10 protein-coding genes are annotated in these 18,646 nt (G+C 58.8%); 5 read left to right on the forward strand and 5 right to left on the reverse strand.

The features are described 5' to 3' along the window. The first annotated feature begins 157 nt into the window (after window positions 1-157). Window positions 158-3,448, forward strand: a complete 3,291-nt coding sequence (carB, locus tag ETAA8_RS28740) for a carbamoyl-phosphate synthase large subunit (protein ID WP_145097013.1) — start codon at window positions 158-160, stop codon at window positions 3,446-3,448. A 45-nt stretch (window positions 3,449-3,493) separates the two neighbouring features. On the opposite strand, the gene ETAA8_RS28745 is transcribed toward carB, so the two are convergent. Next, on the reverse strand, window positions 3,494-3,979 hold the full coding sequence (locus tag ETAA8_RS28745; RefSeq protein WP_145097016.1) for a hypothetical protein: 486 nt from the start codon (window positions 3,977-3,979) through the stop codon (window positions 3,494-3,496). Window positions 3,980-4,006: 27 nt separating this feature from the next. Continuing rightward, complete coding sequence (locus ETAA8_RS28750; protein WP_145097019.1) at window positions 4,007-4,693, reverse strand: hypothetical protein; 687 nt, start codon at window positions 4,691-4,693, stop codon at window positions 4,007-4,009. A 337-nt stretch (window positions 4,694-5,030) separates the two neighbouring features. Here ETAA8_RS28750 and fba point away from each other — a divergent pair, with 337 nt between their 5' ends. From fba to ETAA8_RS28765, 3 genes are all read left to right on the forward strand, one after another. Beyond that, window positions 5,031-6,050, forward strand: a complete 1,020-nt coding sequence (fba, locus tag ETAA8_RS28755; protein ID WP_145097022.1) for a class II fructose-bisphosphate aldolase — start codon at window positions 5,031-5,033, stop codon at window positions 6,048-6,050. Window positions 6,051-6,297: 247 nt separating this feature from the next. Next, the gene (gene uvrA / locus ETAA8_RS28760; RefSeq protein WP_145097025.1) at window positions 6,298-9,180 is read left to right on the forward strand and encodes an excinuclease ABC subunit UvrA; all 2,883 of its coding nucleotides are present in this window, start codon (window positions 6,298-6,300) and stop codon (window positions 9,178-9,180) included. Next, window positions 9,173-10,084: a hypothetical protein gene (locus ETAA8_RS28765; protein ID WP_145097028.1), complete on the forward strand. Its 912-nt coding sequence runs from the start codon at window positions 9,173-9,175 to the stop codon at window positions 10,082-10,084. Before uvrA ends, ETAA8_RS28765 begins: the two co-directional genes overlap by 8 nt. Before the next feature lie 89 nt (window positions 10,085-10,173). On the opposite strand, the gene ETAA8_RS28770 is transcribed toward ETAA8_RS28765, so the two are convergent. The 3 genes from ETAA8_RS28770 to ETAA8_RS28780 form a co-directional block, all read right to left on the reverse strand. After that, window positions 10,174-13,221, reverse strand: coding sequence for a hypothetical protein (locus ETAA8_RS28770; RefSeq protein ID WP_145097030.1), 3,048 nt, complete (start codon window positions 13,219-13,221; stop codon window positions 10,174-10,176). A gap of 45 nt (window positions 13,222-13,266) precedes the next feature. Continuing rightward, entirely contained in the window at window positions 13,267-13,791 is a 525-nt protein-coding gene (locus ETAA8_RS28775) for a KdsC family phosphatase (RefSeq protein ID WP_145097032.1), read from the reverse strand. An 84-nt stretch (window positions 13,792-13,875) separates the two neighbouring features. Continuing rightward, a complete protein-coding gene (locus ETAA8_RS28780; RefSeq protein WP_145097034.1) occupies window positions 13,876-15,030 on the reverse strand; it encodes a KpsF/GutQ family sugar-phosphate isomerase in 1,155 nt (384 codons plus the stop codon). 384 nt (window positions 15,031-15,414) lie between these two features. Here ETAA8_RS28780 and ETAA8_RS28785 point away from each other — a divergent pair, with 384 nt between their 5' ends. Then, a complete protein-coding gene (locus ETAA8_RS28785) occupies window positions 15,415-18,609 on the forward strand; it encodes a beta strand repeat-containing protein (RefSeq protein ID WP_145097036.1) in 3,195 nt (1,064 codons plus the stop codon). Window positions 18,610-18,646: the final 37 nt, after the last annotated feature.

Genomic DNA, 18,646 nt, shown 5'->3' on the forward strand with positions numbered 1-18,646 from the left:
GCTAGCGGCGAACCGTGTTACCTTCGAGAGATTTTACACGCCACTCGGTTTTGCGCTGAGGCTGCGCGCACGCAATTGGTGCGAGGCGGTCCTCAAGGGTGGTTAGCCAGAGCCTGTCTGCTGTCCGCGTTCTCGTTTTCCAAGGATTGATCTGCCCGTGCCAAAGCGAACTGACCTCAAGAAGATTTTGCTGATTGGCTCCGGTCCCATTGTGATCGGCCAGGCTTGCGAGTTTGACTATTCGGGTACGCAAGCTTGCAAAGCGCTGCGCGAAGAGGGGTACGAAGTGGTGCTGGTGAACAGCAACCCGGCCACGATCATGACCGATCCGGAAATGGCTGACCGGACCTACATCGAACCGCTGACGTGGGAGATCGTCGAAAAGATCATCGAAAAAGAGCGTCCTTGCGCGATCCTGCCTACACTTGGCGGCCAAACGGGCCTCAACCTCGCGATGGATCTGGCCAAGCACGGCGTGCTCGCGAAGTACAACTGCGAAATGATCGGCGCACGCCCCGATGTCATCGCCAAGGCCGAAGAACGCGAGCTGTTCAAGCAGGCGATGCACAAGATTGGCCTCTCGGTTTGCAAGGGTGAAACCGTCAAGACTGTCGAACACGCCCGCAAGGTGCTCGAGATGGTCGGTCTCCCCGCCATCGTCCGCCCTAGCTTTACGATGGGTGGCAGCGGTTCGGGCATCGCCTACAACCGCGAAGAATTCGACCGGATGGTGCGGAACGGCCTCGATTTGTCGCCCGTCACCGAAGTGCTGGTCGAAGAATCAATCATCGGCTGGAAAGAATACGAGATGGAAGTCGTCCGCGACATGGACGACAACGTAGTCATCATCTGCTCGATCGAAAATTTCGATCCGATGGGCGTTCACACCGGCGACTCCATCACCGTCGCTCCCGCTCAAACCCTGAGCGACAAAGAATATCAGCGGATGCGCGATGCGAGCATCGCCGTCATTCGCGAGATCGGCGTCGAAACCGGTGGTTCCAACATTCAATTTGCGATTAATCCGAAAAACGGCCGGATGATCGTCATCGAAATGAACCCGCGCGTCAGTCGCAGCAGCGCGCTGGCCAGCAAGGCGACGGGCTTTCCGATTGCCAAGATTGCCGCGAAACTCGCTGTTGGCTTTCGGCTGCACGAATTGGCCAACGATATCACGCGCAAGACGCTGGCCTGCTTCGAGCCTTCGATCGACTACGTCGTTACCAAGATTCCCCGCTTTGCCTTCGAAAAATTCCCCGAAGCTGATGCGACGCTGATGACGCAAATGAAGAGCGTCGGCGAGACGATGGCCATTGGCCGGACGTTTAAGGAATCCTTCCAGAAAGCGCTGCGTGGACTCGAAGTCGGCGCGTTCGGCTTTGGGTGCGACAACAAGGATCTCTGGGGCACACCGCATCAGCCCTCGGCCGACGACATTCGCGCGAAGCTCGCCGTGCCCAACGCCGATCGAGTCTGGTACTTGCGCTATGCGATCAAGAGCGGAATGTCGCTCGCCGAAATCTTTCAACTCACGTTCATCGATCCTTGGTTTCTCGAGCAGTTGCTCGGCATCGTGCAGATGGAAGATTCGCTGCGCGCGATCGGCGATATCTCGCGCGTCGACGATGCCACGTTCCGCAAAGCCAAGCAATTTGGCTTTTCCGATCGCCAACTATCGACGATGTGGGGAGTGCCCGAAATCGATGTGCGCAGCAATCGCAAAGCGCGCGGGCTGGTTCCCACGTACAAGGCGGTCGATACCTGTGCTGCGGAGTTCGAAGCCTACACTCCTTACTTCTATTCGACCTACGAAGAAGAAGACGAAACGCCGCCGCGCAAGCCGGGCAAGAAGCGGGTCATGATCCTCGGTGGTGGTCCGAACCGCATCGGCCAGGGGATCGAGTTCGACTATTGCTGCTGCCACGCCAGTTTCGCGCTACGAGAATTGGGCATCGAATCGGTGATGGTCAACAGCAACCCCGAAACGGTCAGTACCGATTACGACACCAGCGATCTCCTCTTCTTCGAACCACTCACCACCGAAGACGTGCTGAATATCTTCGACCGGATCGAGCCCGAAGGAGTGATTGTGCAGTTCGGCGGGCAAACACCGCTGAATTTGTCGCGGGCGCTGCACAACGCCGGCGTGCCGATCATTGGTACGAGTGTCGAAACAATCGAAGCAGCTGAGGACCGCGAAAAGTTCGCCAAGATTCTCACCGCGCTCAATCTCAAACAACCGGCCAACGGCATTGCCCGCAACATGAACCAAGCGCGAGCCGAGGCCGAGCGAGTTGGCTTCCCGTGCCTCGTTCGCCCCAGCTTTGTGCTCGGCGGACGGGCGATGGAAATCTGCTACGACCATTCACAGTTCGAACGCTTTGTGGCGGAAGCATTTGTGGTGGCTCAGGGTCAGCCAGTGCTCATCGATCGCTTTTTGGAAGATGCCACCGAAGTCGACGTCGACTGCATTTGCGACGGCGAAAATGTCATCATCGCTGGCATTATGGAACACATCGAAGAAGCCGGCGTCCACTCGGGCGACTCGGCCTGCGCGATTCCTCCCTATAGCTTGCCCGGACCAATCGTTCAGGAGATTCGCGAAGCAACCGCAGCCATGGCCCTGCACTTGAAAGTGATTGGGCTGATGAACGTGCAGTTCGCGGTCAAGAAAGAAGATGGCAAGATGGCCGTCTATGTGCTTGAGGTGAATCCTCGCGCCAGCCGCACGGTGCCGTTTGTTGCCAAGGCCACGGGAATGCCCGTGGCGAAGATCGCGGCCAAGGTGATGACCGGCGTCACATTGCCTGAACTAGGCGTCACGCGCGAGCCGATTCCCTCACACGTCAGCGTGAAGGAGAGCGTCTTTCCGTTCCGCAAGTTCGCTGGCGTCGATATCGTGCTCGGTCCCGAGATGCGCAGCACGGGCGAAGTGATGGGCATTAGCGAGCGGTTCAGCATCGCGTTTGCCAAGGGGCAATTAGCCGCAGGGACGATTTTGCCGACAGAAGGAAAGATCTTCGTCAGTGTCTCGGCTCGGCACAAAGAATCGGTCGTCGAACTTGCCCGCCGCTTGAAGAAGCTGGGGCACGAACTGGTGGCCACCGAAGGAACCGCTCGCCGACTGGAAGAAGCGGGCATTCTGGTGACGCACGTGAAAAAGATTGTCGAAGGGCGGCCAAATCTGCTCGACTATTTGAACGATGGACAAATCAAGCTCGTCATCAACACGCCGAGCGGCAAGGGAGCACGGACCGACGAGGGGCGCATTCGGGCAGCAGCGGTGCAACTTGGCGTCCCGTGCATCACCACCATTCAAGCGGCCGAAGCAGCAGTGAAGGCGATGGAAGCGTTGCGGGAAGAAACGATGGAAGTGCAGGCGCTGCAAGATCGTTTTCCCGCCATCAAACCCACGCCAGTTCTGTTGCCCGTGGAAGCGGGAGAATAGAGTTGTCGACGGCCGACAAGGTGCGCGAGTCAGGTACTGTCGCGCCTACGGCTTGACTTTGGTCTTGCGAAGAATGATATCGCCCTGGCAGCATTCGCAGATTTTCAATTCGTACATGGCGATTGAGCAGATCTCGCACCAGTAGTCGATTTCGAACTTCCCTTCGCCGGTCACTTCGTACAGGCGAATGATCTGGCCCGCGGGTGAGCCGCGAAATTTGCGGACGAGGACTTCCAGGTCCATCTTTCGCAGGCGCTCATCGTTTCGCAAAGCGCGGCCGCGCACGTCTTCCACAATCGGCAGCAGTGTCCCCTCTTTCGTTTCAATGGCCAGCGTGCGTTCAAGCGCCTCATCGACCGACTGCACGTTGTGCAATCGCTTCAGCGCCTCGGCAAGAAACACCGCCTTGCCGCGATAGGTTTGCAGGTCAAATGGGGCCGGAGCATCAGTAGCGGGCTTCGGCTCTGCTGCCAACAGCGACGGCCCGATCAATAAGCAACCGCCAGCAATCAGCAATTCACGCCTTTTCATTCTGCATTCTGCCTTCTAACTTCTGCATTATTCTCCGGCGTTACCAACCACGACCAATTCCATCGCCTGGTCTGCACTCTTCCCCCCCTGCGAAGTCTTGCCGACAAAGCGAATGATCCACCATTCCTTCTCTTCGTTATGACGCACTGCGAGGGCTTCGGTCGAGTCGCTTAAGCGTTGCAACGAGAGGATTGCCGGATGCGTGGCACCGGTTGTTTCTTTGCTGGCTGCAACCAGTGGCTTGTATTCGAGTGCCGCGGGCGAACGATCGTTGGCAGCGGGAAGCAGCAGCAGGAAGTCGCGCGTGGGTGAAGTCCCCACGTGGGCACCGTCGACAGGTTGCTGGCCGTAGCGCAGCACATAAGTGCCCGGCGGAATGTCTTGATCGCGGAAATCGCCACCCTTGCGCGGGTAACGAATGACGCCAATCACCTGGCCAGGCTGCAGAGGATAGATCACGTCGCCGCCAACCTTGTCACCCTTCAGTGGCCATTCTTTGCAGGGCCAGATTTCGCAAACCGTGCGGGATTCACCTTTCACAAACTTAAAACCGGTCGGCTGCAATAGACCGGCGATCTCCGGGGCCAATTCATCGGCCGGGGCGGCCTGATCGATCTTTTCAACCTTGTAATCCTGGGCACGTGCCTCCGTTGGGCACAACGAACCGATTACGAGGAGCGAGCAGCAAACCGACGAAAAAACACGACAAAGCATGGGCGGGCCTCGGGCTAGGAGGGTGGGGCGGGAGAAATCTTCTCCCCTAGTATACCCCGCAGCGTGCCCGAAAGCTCCCTCGGGGCGCTGCAAGGCAGCATCCTTTTCCCTTGCAGAGACCCGTGATTTGGGCCCATTGGCCGTTTCGAACAGGCATTGCGGGCCGGCGAATCACGGCGATAATTGCGGTTTCTGTTTTTGCTGTTATCTCGTTGCGGAATTCCCGTAAGAGAGGACTCGCAACGACGACAGTTGGCGGTTCTCCCTCGCTGACACGTCGGGCTTTTTCGCACCCGCTACTCGGCCACCCCTATTCCGCCAATAAGGAGTTCATCGAATGCCACTCGTTACCCTGCGCACCGTTCTGGATCATGCTGCTGAAAACAACTACGGCGTTGCTGCCTTCAACGTCAATAACATGGAGCAGATCCAGTCGATCATGGAAGCGGCCAAAGAAACCGACTCGCCCGTGATTGTGCAGGCCAGCCGCGGCGCTCGCTCGTACTCGCAAGACAACTACCTCCGCCACTTGATGCTCGCCGCTGCGGAACTCTATCCGCAGATTCCGATCGTCATGCACCAGGATCACGGCAACAGCGTGAAGACCTGCTTGTCGGCCATCGAAAATGGCTTCACCAGCGTGATGATGGACGGCAGCCTCGAAGAAGACGGCAAGACCCCGGCCAGCTACGAATACAACGTGAAGGTCACCAGCGAAGTGGTGAAACTCGCCCATGCCAAGGGTGTGGGTGTGGAAGGTGAACTCGGCTGCCTCGGTTCGCTCGAAAGTGGCGAAGGCGAAGCGGAAGACGGCCATGGTGCCGAAGGGGTCCTCTCGCACGATCAACTGCTGACCGATCCGGTCCAGGCTCAAGACTTCGTCGCCAAGACCGGCATCGATGCTTTGGCCGTCGCCATCGGCACCAGCCACGGCGCTTACAAGTTCACTCGCCCGCCCAAGGGTGACGTGCTGGCCATGGACCGCATCATTGCCATTCACAAGCTCCTGCCGAACTGCCACCTGGTGATGCACGGCAGCAGCAGCGTGCCGCAAGACCTGCAAGACGAATTGAACAAGTACGGCGGCAAAATGAAGCCGACCTGGGGCGTGCCGGTGGAAGAAATCCAACTCGGCATCAAGAACGGTGTGCGCAAGATCAACGTCGACACCGACAACCGTATGGCCATCACCGCCGCAGTCCGCAAGGCTCTGATGGAAAGCCCCGAAAAATTCGATCCTCGCGACTACATGAAGCCCGCTCGCGACGCCATGAAGAAGGTCTGCGTCGCCCGCATGGTCAGCTTCGGCCAAGCCGGCAACGCCAGCAAGCTGATGGCCAGCGGCACGGTGAAGTAGTCGCTATAGTAGGGCACATCCGCTGGATGTGCCCTGGACCTGCAGTTCCCTTGGACTGCATACCACGACCTGCGGTAAATCAATTCGATCACCGCTTCAAGGCCACATCGAGCCGATGTGGCCTACTTTTTTAGGCACGACCATCGCCGCTGAGCCTTCCTTCCCCCACCTGCCTGCTGCGGCCCAAGGGCGATAAACTGCGGGATGCGTTTGTGGGCTGGGGACCAGGCAGGGCGGGGGCCGATTCGTGGAACGTGGGCAGATCGAACTTCGTGGCGTCGAGGTGCATAATCTCAAGCACATCGACCTCGATCTGCCGCGCGGCAAGCTGATTGTCTTTTGTGGCGCGAGTGGCAGCGGCAAGACGAGCCTGGCCCTCGATACGCTCTATGCCGAAGGTCAGCGGCGGTTCATCGAGAGCTTTTCGACCTACACGCGGCAATTTCTCCAACGGCTCGAGAAGCCCGCGGCCGAGCGCATCGACGGCATTCCTGCAGCGATTGCCGTGACTCGCGACGAAGGGAGCAAGTCGAATCGCACGACCATTGGCAGCGTTACCGAGACGATCGACTATTTACGGCTGCTCATGGCGCGCATCGGCCGCCTGACCTGCCCCAGCTGTGGTCAGCCCATCGAGCGGGAGTCGCCCCAAGAGGCCGCCGCCGTCATTAGCGAGCTTCCCGCTGGCGCCAAGCTGTTGATTGTGGCTCCCTTGGCACTTACGCCGGAGCAAGCGGCTGCTGGCCCGCAGCAACTGCTGACCGAAATGCGCGAGCGTGGCTTTGCGCGAGCTATCGTGGATGGCCAGACGTTGCAACTCGATCAGCCCGCGACCTGGCCGAAGCAATCAGCGGGAACGATCAGGCTGGTGATCGACCGCCTTGTCGCTGGCCAATCAGCCCCACGGCGCGTGGTCGATTCGCTCGAAACGGCCTTCAAGCAAGCCCAAGGACATTGCGAAGTCTGGTGGCAGGCCGATGATGCAAACTCGTTCACACGCTCCAGCATTACCGAGCAACTCGATCAACAGGCTTGGCGAGTCTGGAGCTTCGTTTCCGAATTACGTTGTCCTCGTTGCCAAGTGACATATCCGCAGCCCGAGCCGCGCCATTTTAGTTTCAATAACGCACTCGGGGCTTGCCCGACCTGCGAAGGCTTTGGCAATCTCGTCGACCTCGATTTCGAGTTGATCGTCCCCGATCCGAGCAAATCGATTCGCGAAGGGGCCATCGCCCCGTGGAATACGCCAGCCTACGAACACGAGCTTCAAGAGCTCTTGGCCTTGTCGAGCGACTACCAAATTCCCATTGATGTGCCGTTCGGCGAATTGCTCCCCAAGCACGTGGAACTGATTCGCGAAGGAGTGCCCGAGCGGAACTTCGGTGGGCTGAAGGGCTTCTTTGCCTGGCTGGAAAAGCGGAAGTACAAGATGCACCTGCGGGTGTATCTCAACCGCTGGCGCAGCACTCGTGATTGTCCCAGCTGTCATGGCGCGCGACTTAATCCGCTGGCACTCGCGTGGAAGATCAACGGCCTCAATCTCGCCGAGCTTTCCGCCCTGCGACTCGATGCCGCGCAGCGATTGTTTCAAGACTTGCCACTTACGCCCCGCGATCGTCAGGTCAGCCGCACCATGCTGGAGCAAGTTCGAGGCAGGTTGCAGTTTCTCGTAAAAGTCGGTCTCGGCTATCTCTCACTCGATCGGACGTTGCGCACCCTCAGCAGCGGTGAATCGCAGCGCGTTGCACTCACGTCGGCTCTGGGGTCCAGCCTGGTCAACATGCTGTATGTGCTCGATGAGCCTTCGGTGGGACTTCACCCGCGCGATGTCGAACCACTCGTGCAGGCTATTCGCGCCTTGCAGCAACGCGGCAATACGGTAGTCGTCGTCGAGCACGAAGAGGCCATGATTCGAGCTGGCGATTGGATCGTCGAAATTGGCCCCGGCGCGGGCGAACTCGGTGGTCGCGTTACCTTTCAAGGGACGCTGCCCGAACTGCTGAATGCCCAAGGTAGCACCACCGGCGATTTCATGGCTGGCCGTCGCGGCGTTTCCCGTCCGGCCCAACGCCGCGCACCGCGGGGTTCGCTTCGCCTGCTCGGTGCCCGCGGCAACAATTTAAAAAATCTCAAGGTCGATTTTCCTCTCGGTGTGCTGTGCCTCGTCACAGGCGTGAGCGGCGCGGGCAAGAGTACACTTGTTCAAGACACGCTGTACGGGGCACTATGTCGGCGGAAAAAGAAGGACTGCGACAAACCGCTGCCGTACGACGACGTGATTGGCGATGGGCAGATCGATGACGTGGTCTTGGTCGACCAAAGCCCAATCGGACGTTCGCCTCGTTCGAATCCGGTGACTTACATTAAAGCGTTCGACGAGATTCGCAAGGTGTTTGCCGAAACGGTCGAAGCCCGCACGCATAACTACACTGCGGGGCACTTCAGCTTTAATGTTGACGGTGGACGCTGCGACGCGTGCCAAGGCGAGGGCTACATTCAGGTCGAGATGCAGTTTCTAGCTGACGTCTTCATGAAGTGTACGCAGTGCCACGGGACGCGTTACCGGCGCGAGATCCTGGCTGTCACTTACCGCGGCCGCAACATCGCCGATGTCCTCGATATGACGGTCCGCGAGGCGTTTTCTTTCTTTCGTGGGCAGGCGAAGGTTCAAGGCAAACTGAAACAACTGATTGATGTGGGGCTCGATTACCTGCGGCTCGGCCAGCCCGCAAATACACTCTCCGCTGGCGAGTCTCAGCGACTCAAGTTGGCCGCGCATCTGTCCGAAGCGACTCGCAGTCGCACGCTGTTTTTGCTGGATGAACCGACGACCGGGCTGCACTTTGCCGACATCGTGCAACTTCTCGATTGCTTCGATGCATTGCTCGCGATCGGGCACTCGCTGATTGTGGTCGAGCACAACCTGCAACTGATGCGCTCGGCCGATTACATCATTGACGTTGGTCCCGGCGCTGCCGACGAAGGTGGCACCATTGTGGTGCAGGGGACTCCTGAAGAGGTCGCAGCTCATCCCGATTCCATCACGGGACAATACTTGAAGGAAGCTCTGGAAGCAGTGGAAACGGCCATTGCCGAGGCAACTGCGGCGGAAGCTAACACTAATGAATAACGAAATCGAACTCGATCCCGATGTCTTTCATGGCGAACTAACGACGAATCGCGCGCAGATCTTCGTGCGAGTTCCCCGCGAAGCGGAATTTCAAGATTGCATGCTATACGGCAAGGTAATCGGACCTCGCTGCGAACTGGCGCACACGCTGCCAGCCAAGTTTGCCCTGACCGATTTGGGCGCTGGTCCCACGCTGCTCGCGCGGACGACAATTACCGATCCGTGCTACTGGACCGGCGATTTACCACAGTTGTACGACGTGCAGGTGGAGTTGCGTCGCGGGACCGAAGTGATCGCCCGCGAGCAGAGAATGATTGGACTGCGGGGAATTGGCGGACGTAGTTCACCAACTGGCAATCAGTTAATTCGCGAAGGAAAGGTGTGGGTGCCGCGCGGGGTGGAACTCAGTTCGCTGGATTCGAGTGAACTGTTGTCTTTGCGCGAGCAGTTGCTCGTTGGCATTTGCCAGGCACCGCCGCTCGATTTACTTGTCGAAGCAACGAGGCGCGGGGTCTATTTGATCGTACTGGTTGACGCCGCTCAGCAAGAAATCGTTGCTGCGCTACGGCAATTGGCACGCTGGCCAGCCGTGATGATGGCAGTAGTTCGCGGCGCTGATTCGCACGATCGCGGGCTCGCGCAAGTTGCACCGAACCTGCTACTGGCACAACCGGTTCCCGCCGCGGACTTGGGATCCTTTCAGCCCGCGGCGTGGGCGAGCGTGATGATTGCCGAAGTGGCAGGTGATTCGGTGCCAGTAGCTGGAATAACAAATTGCCCGTTGCCAGTGATTATTCAGCGGCCGACTCAGCAGAAACTGTCTGCGGAAGCTGCGCGGGCCGAGTGCGATCGGCTACAGAGAGATCTGGCTGCGAGTGGGCAATTTGCCGGGTATTTGGTGTGAAAGTAAAAGCGAATGGCCGGACAGCGATCAAGCTTCGAGCAGGTGCAAGTACACTCCTCGCTCACGCTGCGGGCTTCCTGGGAATACAACTATCGCTGGCGATTGGGGCGCGGCTTATTAATATTGCCCAGCTGTTGCAGGTCGATGACGCGGGCATCTTCGACTTCGAGCGCGCCGGTCTTGGGCCAGAAGCGGAATTCACGGGCCGCTTGATAGGCATGGGCTGCAGCGCCCCGCTGCTGATACCACAGTTCAGCATCGGAGCGGCCATCTCCTTTGACGACGAGCATGTCTTTCATCGACGTGTACGAAATGCGATGTGCCCGCGCGGTGAAAGCCCGACCATCGACGCGAGTATTTCCCTCGGCCATCAACTCGTACCACGGTTCGCCACCCGCCGGTGGTAAAGCCTGAGCCACCTGCATGGCGTCGCTCGTCATCAGAATCCCTTGCTCACCGAGGGCAGCCAAACCGCGCTGATCGATCATCTCGATGGTGAGGCGATCTTTCCAGTCGGGAATCTTGGTATAGACCGTCTCTACGTTCTGTTCGAATTGCACCGTGCGGCGATTCAAGTCGCCGGTCATGCCACGATGAAACGATACGAGCAAGTGCGTCAGCTGATTGGGATCGGGTGGAGTACCAGCCACTGCGGTGGGGTCAGGCGCGCCGGGGACTTTGATCGCGCCCTTACGAATCGTCAACAGTTTGCCACGCCCCACGGCCCGCATGGCGCCGGTGATTTGATTGAGATATAAGTTGGGCGTTTCGAGCGTATCGAACGAAGTCTGTTGGCCGGCGAGATCGAGCGTGCGATTCTCCAAGTAAACGCCACCGTCGAGCTTCATCTCAGACAGCCCGACCTTCTCCGATGTGCCGGGATTCGCAAAGTCGATCCGCTCGGTAATCGTCGCATCGAGCAGCCCGCACAGGACAAGTTGCGTCGGCGTGCGAGCTTGCACGTCTTGTTCCAGGCGAACCGTCTGACCATCGAAGTTCATTCGCTTCTGCCAGGTCACACGCATGAACTGCGGCGGCTCGACCGGGCGACCTTCGGGAGCAATCTTCGTGGGCAAGGGAAATGTCGCTTCGCCGGGGCCATCGATCCAGACGCGATTCTCGCCGCGGTGCAGGTGAATCGCATCGCCGTTGAGCGACAATCCGCGGGCCGAGATTTGTGCGGGCTGACCCACCACATGCACAATGGCGTCGGGCGTGGTGCCCCCCCGCAGTTCGACAGCTTCGCCGCGCAACTTGAGTGGCACTTGCCCGGGCTGAGAAGTTTGGATTTCGTCGATCAAGGCATTGCCTTGAATGGTCAGGTCTTCGATGCCCGACGCCTTGCCACCACTGGCAATGCGCATCTGCACCAGCTGACCACTAACGTCAAACTTTTGCGTCGCCTGGTCGGGGCGAGGGGGGCCACCAAAAATTGTGCCGGGCTTGATCCCTGCTGGTTGCCGCGCCGCAGCAGCTTCGGCAGCCGGGTCGGGAGTGAAGAACCAGGCTTCCAGTCGTTCCGTCTTGGCGTGCAACTTGGGCGAATCGACTTCCACGCCGCGGAGGGCCAGCAGACGGTCGGGAATGATTTGCACCTTGGGCTGACCGGCGGTCGAATTGGGCGCGGTGCCAAACTCGGTCGAGCCGAGCATGTCGTTTTCGACAGGAATCAGACCATCGTTACCCGCTTTGTGGCGTTTGGTTTCGTGCAGCCAGAAGTGAAGTTCGTCGGCTACAAAGATGCCCAGCGATTGCAGAGACACCGACGCCTGCGAAACAAGCGAGACAACCTGCGAACCATCTTGCGGCTGAATTCGCAGTTCTTTGTTCCACTTGGCATCGAGCGTGCGGGCCTGCCCGCTAACGAGTTGCATCGTTTGCAATCGGCCCGGACCAGCGGCCCAGAGTCGACCCAAGCCACCCGTAGCGGACATTTCGTACTGCAGTTCGACTGCGTCGAAAGCGTGCGGTCCTTGCCGCAAAGAAACCTGCTTCAGCCCCTGACCACTCTCGAGCGCCAGGCGGCGCAGGGGGGGCGTGAGTTCCATCCGGGCCGCTTTCACGTACAGCCCCGTGCTTGGTCCTTCGAGAATCACTGGATTGCCGGTGGCCACAATTTTGGCCACAGCCACCGCCCGCATGGGATCGATAGCCGGCGCTTGTCCTGGGGGAACGGCCACAGCCAACTTGTCTTCGGTCGCACCTTTGTCTTCATCTCCGCCCAGGTAAAGTCGCAGTCGTGAGCAGGTTAAACGGTCGGGCAATGCACCGGGAAGAAGACGCGTGATTTCGACCTGGTCGTCAAAGGCAGCAAGTCGCTGTTCGAAATCGAACACAAAGATGCCGCGGCACGTGATTTCGATGGGAGCTTTGCGTTTCGTCGCCGCCGGGTTGGCCCCCTCGGCGCCAGGTAAGGTGGGCATGAAACCTTGACCGGGGAGATCGAGATGGAGCCGCTCGATGCGCGAGAGTTGTAACGTGCTGATGCCGCCAATGGCCGTCTCGGCACCGTTTTTCTCGCTCGGCTTGAGAAACAGGGTGAGATCGCGACCGCGACCGAAGCTATCGCCATATTGAAAATCGACATCGTGCGGCGTGAAGGCCCGCTGAGCGTCCATTTGCAAATTGCGCGTCGTCAGTTGCAGGGCATCGTTCGCATCGGGCTTGCTAGGTGGACTGAAGATTGTGATTTCGCCGGGCAAGCGACCGCCGATCAGGCGGCCGAAATCGGCGCGGGCAAAATCAAGCTTGCGATCGAACTGCAGAATGGCTCCTTGCGGCGCGCGCAAAACGACGGGGCGGCCTTTGTTTCTGCCCCCGGGAATCGCCGGCATTCCCTTTTGTGCCACATAGAAAACAAGCGTGCAGGGCTTTAGTTCCAGCCGGCCATCTTCGGTCGGTTGATAATCCTTGATGAGCAGAGTGCATTGCTCCGTCTCGATGATTTTGACCGCTTCCCGTTCCCAGGCATCTTCGGGAAAGAGCTGCATCAATTCGCGGCGCGCGTCGCTCGCGACGGTCGGAATCGTGGGCGCGACAGGGCCCGCCAAGCCCGGCTTGACCGGCGGGGGCTCGAGCAGCGGCGCGGCGAAGTAAGCGTACGTGGCAAATGCCACTACGATTACCATTGTCGCCATCAGCCACCGCCGAATGTGGATCACTACTAACTGCCTCGTCGTCGCCTAATCGGCCAGATAGGTTTGAATCGTTTCGTCCCAGCGCCCCTTGGCTTTGAGAATCACTTCAATCAGTTCGCGCACGGCACCTTGGCCACCGGCCAAGCGCGTGATGTGTCCTGCTGCCGCGCGAACTTCATCGGCTGCATCGGCCACGGCCACACCCAGGCCCACGTTGCGAATGCAGGGAAGATCGGTCAAATCGTCGCCGATATAGCAGCACTGTTCGGGAGTCAGGTTCAGTTGCTTCAGCACTTCGCGGGCGACTGGCAGCTTGGTCTCGAAGCCCTGGCGAACGATTTCGATATTCAGTTCGCTGGCCCGCAACTTAACGAGGTGCGAGGTCCGCGCGGTGAGCACGCCGAACTTAAAGCCCGCGCGCTGCCACAGCTTGATGCCGAGCCCATCGCGAATGTGGAACTTCTTCTGCTCGATTCCCTGGTTGTCGTAGGTAATGCCGCCATCGGTCAGCACGCCATCGACGTCGGACAGGATCAATTCAATTCGGCGGCAGCGGTCGATCAGTTTCATGGAGCGAAGGGAGTTTGAGGTTCGAAGTCGACTTGATAATCTCCCTCGCTTCGGCTGTGCGGGGAGAAGGACCGAGGCTGGGAGCTAGTCCCAGCAGCTTTCGACATTGCACGTGGATGAAGGTGGAATCACTGAGTCCATCGCATGCGGAGCGGGCACATCTCCTTGGTCGCGATAAACGGGGCGATGCAGCTTCAGAATCTTGCTCCGATCGGACTCGACTTTCGCCGCGGCGACCGGCACATTCCAGACGTCGGTGATGTCGATTAAACCGGCAGGACGATGGGCGGAATCGACGACCGGCAGTTCACTGATCTTGCGATCGGCCAGCAATTGACAGGCAACGACCAGGCGCGTGCCAACTTCCACGGTCGTGGGAGAGGAGGTCATGACGTCGGCAATCGGACCGTCGATGCACGACTCGCGGCGGGCTTCGAGCAGTTTGGCGAGGTCGCTATCGGTGAAGATGCCGCTCAGCTGGCCCTCGTCACCGACAACCATCACGGCCCCGGTGCGACGGCCAGGACGGCTTTGCAGCAGCAGTGCCTCGCGCACGGTTTGATCCGCGCGAGCTAAGCGACATTGATCGAGCGGGCGCATCGCTTCTTCCACCTTCGCCAGTTTGCGTCCCAAACTGCCGCCGGGATGAAAGCGAGCAAAGTCTTCTTCGCTGAAGTGCCGCATTTGACTCAGCACCAGCGCCAGCGCATCGCCGAGAGCCAGCATGGCCGTGGTGCTCGCACTCGGTGCCAGGCCCAGCGGGCAAGCTTCGCGAATGGAACCGAGGTCGAGAGTGACCGCGGCGAATTTTCCCAGCGTGCTGCTGGGCTGGCCAGTCATGGCGACCACCGACGCGCCCAATTGGCCCACGGCAGGTAGGAGCCGGACGATCTCTTCGGTCTCTCCGCTATAAGAGAGAACCAGCAGGACATCGTCGCGATGAATGCGACCGAGGTCGCCGTGAATCGCTTCGCTGGGATGAACAAAATGACTGCGCGTGCCGGTTGAAGCCAGCGTAGCCACGATTTTTTGCCCCACGAGGCCGGCCTTGCCCATGCCGGCGACCAAAACACTTCCTTGGCAATCGTGTAGCAACTGCACGGCCGAGCAAAAGTCTTCGCCCAAGTGTTCGGCCAGTGCGACAAGGGTTTGCGCTTCGGCCCGAATGACCTCGCGCCCCTGCCGCAGCTGTTCCATCGAAGACAGCAGTCCGTAGCTACCCGCCGGTAAAGCGCTCATGGCTCGTCATCCTTGACGTAGCGTCGAAATAGGCCCGCCGCTGACAGTTGCCTGCGAACAGACGAGGGGCCCGAGAATGCAACGGCTGGGATTGTAGGTAAGCGAGCTGAATCGAACAATGCGAACCCTCGCGGTCCGCCGGTCTGCTAGCAAGAATTCGCCCGCCCAGAGAAGTAACATCAACAACGATGGATTCTCGCCCAATCGAGGTAATGTAAGCGGAAAAACACTGTTTGAGTCGAACGCCAAACATGCAATTTGCTGTGTATTTCTCGCATCCCTAATTATGCTAGCTGAACTTGGCATTGAGTCGCTTAGCTATTGCGCTCGCTTTTTGCCTGATTTCCTCCTCGATCTGCACTGCAACTTTAAGGCTTTCACTCGATGGCATCTTCGTTCTCGACTCGTAAACGGCAAGCACGTCAGAACCAAAAACGCCGGCAGACCTTTCTGGGCATTGAGACCCTGGAAGAGCGGACCGTGCTAGCGAGCAATGTCATCGCGGCCGCCGCGGGTGGCTACCTGACCCTGGTGGGTAACGCCGACGATAACCGCATCGAGATTCAGCGGTCGGGCGAATCCGATGTGGTGGTTACTTCGCTAGATGGCGTAACCAAAATCAATGGGCGGGAAGGCCCGGTCACGTTCCGCAAAGTCACGCACGGAATTATCGCCGTGACTGGCAGCGGCGACGACGAAATCCACATTACCGGCAACGATACCACCGTGTTCCGCCTGCTCGGCAGCACCACGATCAACACCGGCAATGGTGACGATATCGTGCGGTTCACCAATGTCTCAATGGCTGGCTCGCTGGTGGTCGCCACAGGAAATGGCGAAGATCAGTTTATCGCCGAGCGCGATCCCGACTTGAACCTGGTGGTGAACGGTCTGCGCGTAGCCGGGGCTACGGTCATCAACACCGGCAATCAAGACGACATCGTCTCGATTCAAGGTTCGTACTTCAACAAGAACTTCGTGCTGCATACGGGCTTGCAGAACGACTCGACCGATATCCGCTCCAGCGAATTCCGCTCCTTTGCTTACCTCTACGGTGGCTATCAGTCGGGAGATGAGTTGAACCTGTTTGGTAACTCCTTCCGCTTCACCCCCTTTGCTTTTGGTTTCGCCACGCGCACAACCAGTGGCGGTCCGACTGCCGTCGCCGACACCGCCACCGTTGACGAAGGGGCGAGTATCGACATCGAGGTTCTCGGCAACGACACGATTGTGAACGGCACCATCGATGCGGAAGCTGTGGAGATTATCGCCGGTCCCGATCACGGCACCGCGACCGTCAATCTCGACGGTACGATCACCTATGAACACAACGGTGACGAATTCGACACCGATACGTTCACTTACACTGTTCGCGACAGCTTGGGGTTCATTTCGAACGTGGCGACCGTCACCGTGACCGTTACGCCGATAAACGATGTGCCCGTTGGCACTGACGATGAGTTCACGGTGGCTGAAGGCTCGACGACGACCCTTAACCTGGCCGCCAATGACTCGGACGCTGAAGACGAGTTGGATCTGGACTCGATCACGATCCTGTCTCAGCCCACCCTCGGTGCGATCGCCATCAACTCCGATGGCACGGTGAGTTATACGCACGATGGCTCGGAAACCACCGATGACTTCTTCACCTATACCATCGCCGACCTGGCCGGCGAAGTTTCGTTGCCAATCACGGTGAATCTGACCATCACTCCCGTCAACGATGCGCCGACGATTGCCCCGTTGGCACCTGCTGTCACCGATGAAGATATCGCCACCGATCCAATCGACGTGGCGATTGACGATGCCGAAACTCCCGCCAATCTGCTGACCATTTCAGCCACCTCCGACAATCAAACGCTGGTACCCAATGGCAACATCGCATTCGGCGGCTCGGAAGGTGCGCGGACGCTCGTCATCACACCCGCTGAGAATCAGTCGGGCAGTGCCAATATCACCGTCTCGGTCAGTGACGGCACCACCACCACGACGCAGACGTTCCTGGTGACCGTCAATCCCTTGAATGACGCGCCGACCGTCGCCGTAGCTGCCAACGTAACGACCGCCGAAGATACACCGACCGCGGCAATTGCTGTCACTGTGGGGGACGTCGAGACCGCCGCAGCTGACTTGACGATTTCTGCCACGTCGAGCGACATCACGCTGGTACCGAACATCAACATTGTCCCCGGTGGTTCGGGGACGGACCGAACACTTGTCATCACGCCCGCCCCCAATCAATCGGGCACTTCGACAATCACGGTCTCGGTTAATGACGGCACAACCACCACTTCGCAAACCTTCCTCCTTACTGTGACTGCGGTAAACGACGCACCGTCGATTACCACGATTGACGACATCACGGCAGCCCTCGGCACTCCCCTCGCTCCCATCGACGTAACGATTGAGGACCTCGAAACGGTCGAGGCCAGCCTGACGATTGCGGTCGAGTCGGACAATCAAGCCCTGATTACGAATGCCAATCTGGTGTTCACTGGCACGGGTACCGATCGAGTCCTGACCATCACTCCAGAAGCGGGTGTAACTGGCGTGGCGACGGTGACGGTCACTGCCAACGACGGCAGCGTCACCACGACCGAGACGTTCACGGTTAGCATTCAGGCCGCACCCACTATTTCGGCAATTGTCGATCAGCCAATCGATGAAGACGGTGCCACGGCAGCCATTCCTTTCGTCATCGGTGATGCCGTCACCGACGCAAACGCTCTGGTGATCACGGCGACGAGTTCTGACTTGACCTTGATTCCCGAAGTAGGAATCGTCATCGCCGGCACGGGAACGGATCGAACCGTCACCGTCACGCCTGCCTCGAATCAATTCGGACAGGCCATGATTCGGCTCACTGTTACGAACGAATTTGGCTTGAGCTCATTCGTGGAGTTCGAGGTGGACGTGGCCTCAGTGAACGACGCGCCGCTCGTAGCAAGCCCCACATTATCGGTCGACGAAGGAGCTGCCGCCCTGTTTGACCTGGGTGCGTTAGCCTCAGATATCGACGGCACAGTTGACGTGACTTCGATAACCATTGTTCAAGGGCAGGGTCCAGTGAATGGAACCGTGGATGTTCACCCCGACGGTACGATCACCTATACACACAACGGCAGCGAAACGACAACGGACTCTTTCAAGTACACCATTCTCGATAATCTCGGGCAGGCGTCGGCAGAAGGGACAGTTACCGTCAACGTGTTTCCCGCGAACGATGCTCCCGACGCGGTCAACGACCTGGAAGCGATCAACTCCGACTCGCTGCCGGTGACGTTCAACGCCCTGGACAACGACACCGATGCGGAAACTCCCGCCGGTTTAACGGTCACGAGCGTCGCGAATGGTGCCACTCAACAACAGGTCGGATTCCAATACCTGGGCAGCTATGGCTTCGTGACGCTTGGCACCGACGGCGTGCTTTCGTACTCCATCGATCCCGCCGCTGTCGATCTGCTACTGCCCGGTGAAACGGCCGACGAACTGATTACGTATGGCATTACCGATGGCGAATTGACGGATACCGCAGTCTTCACCATTCGAATCACCAAGGTCGCAGTTGCCGCTCCGTAAGGTAACAGGCGACTAACTTGCTTCGCAACGAAATTGC

Origin of the sequence: Anatilimnocola aggregata (assembly GCF_007747655.1) — a bacterium.
GTDB classification, from domain to species: Bacteria; Planctomycetota; Planctomycetia; order Pirellulales; family Pirellulaceae; genus Anatilimnocola; species Anatilimnocola aggregata.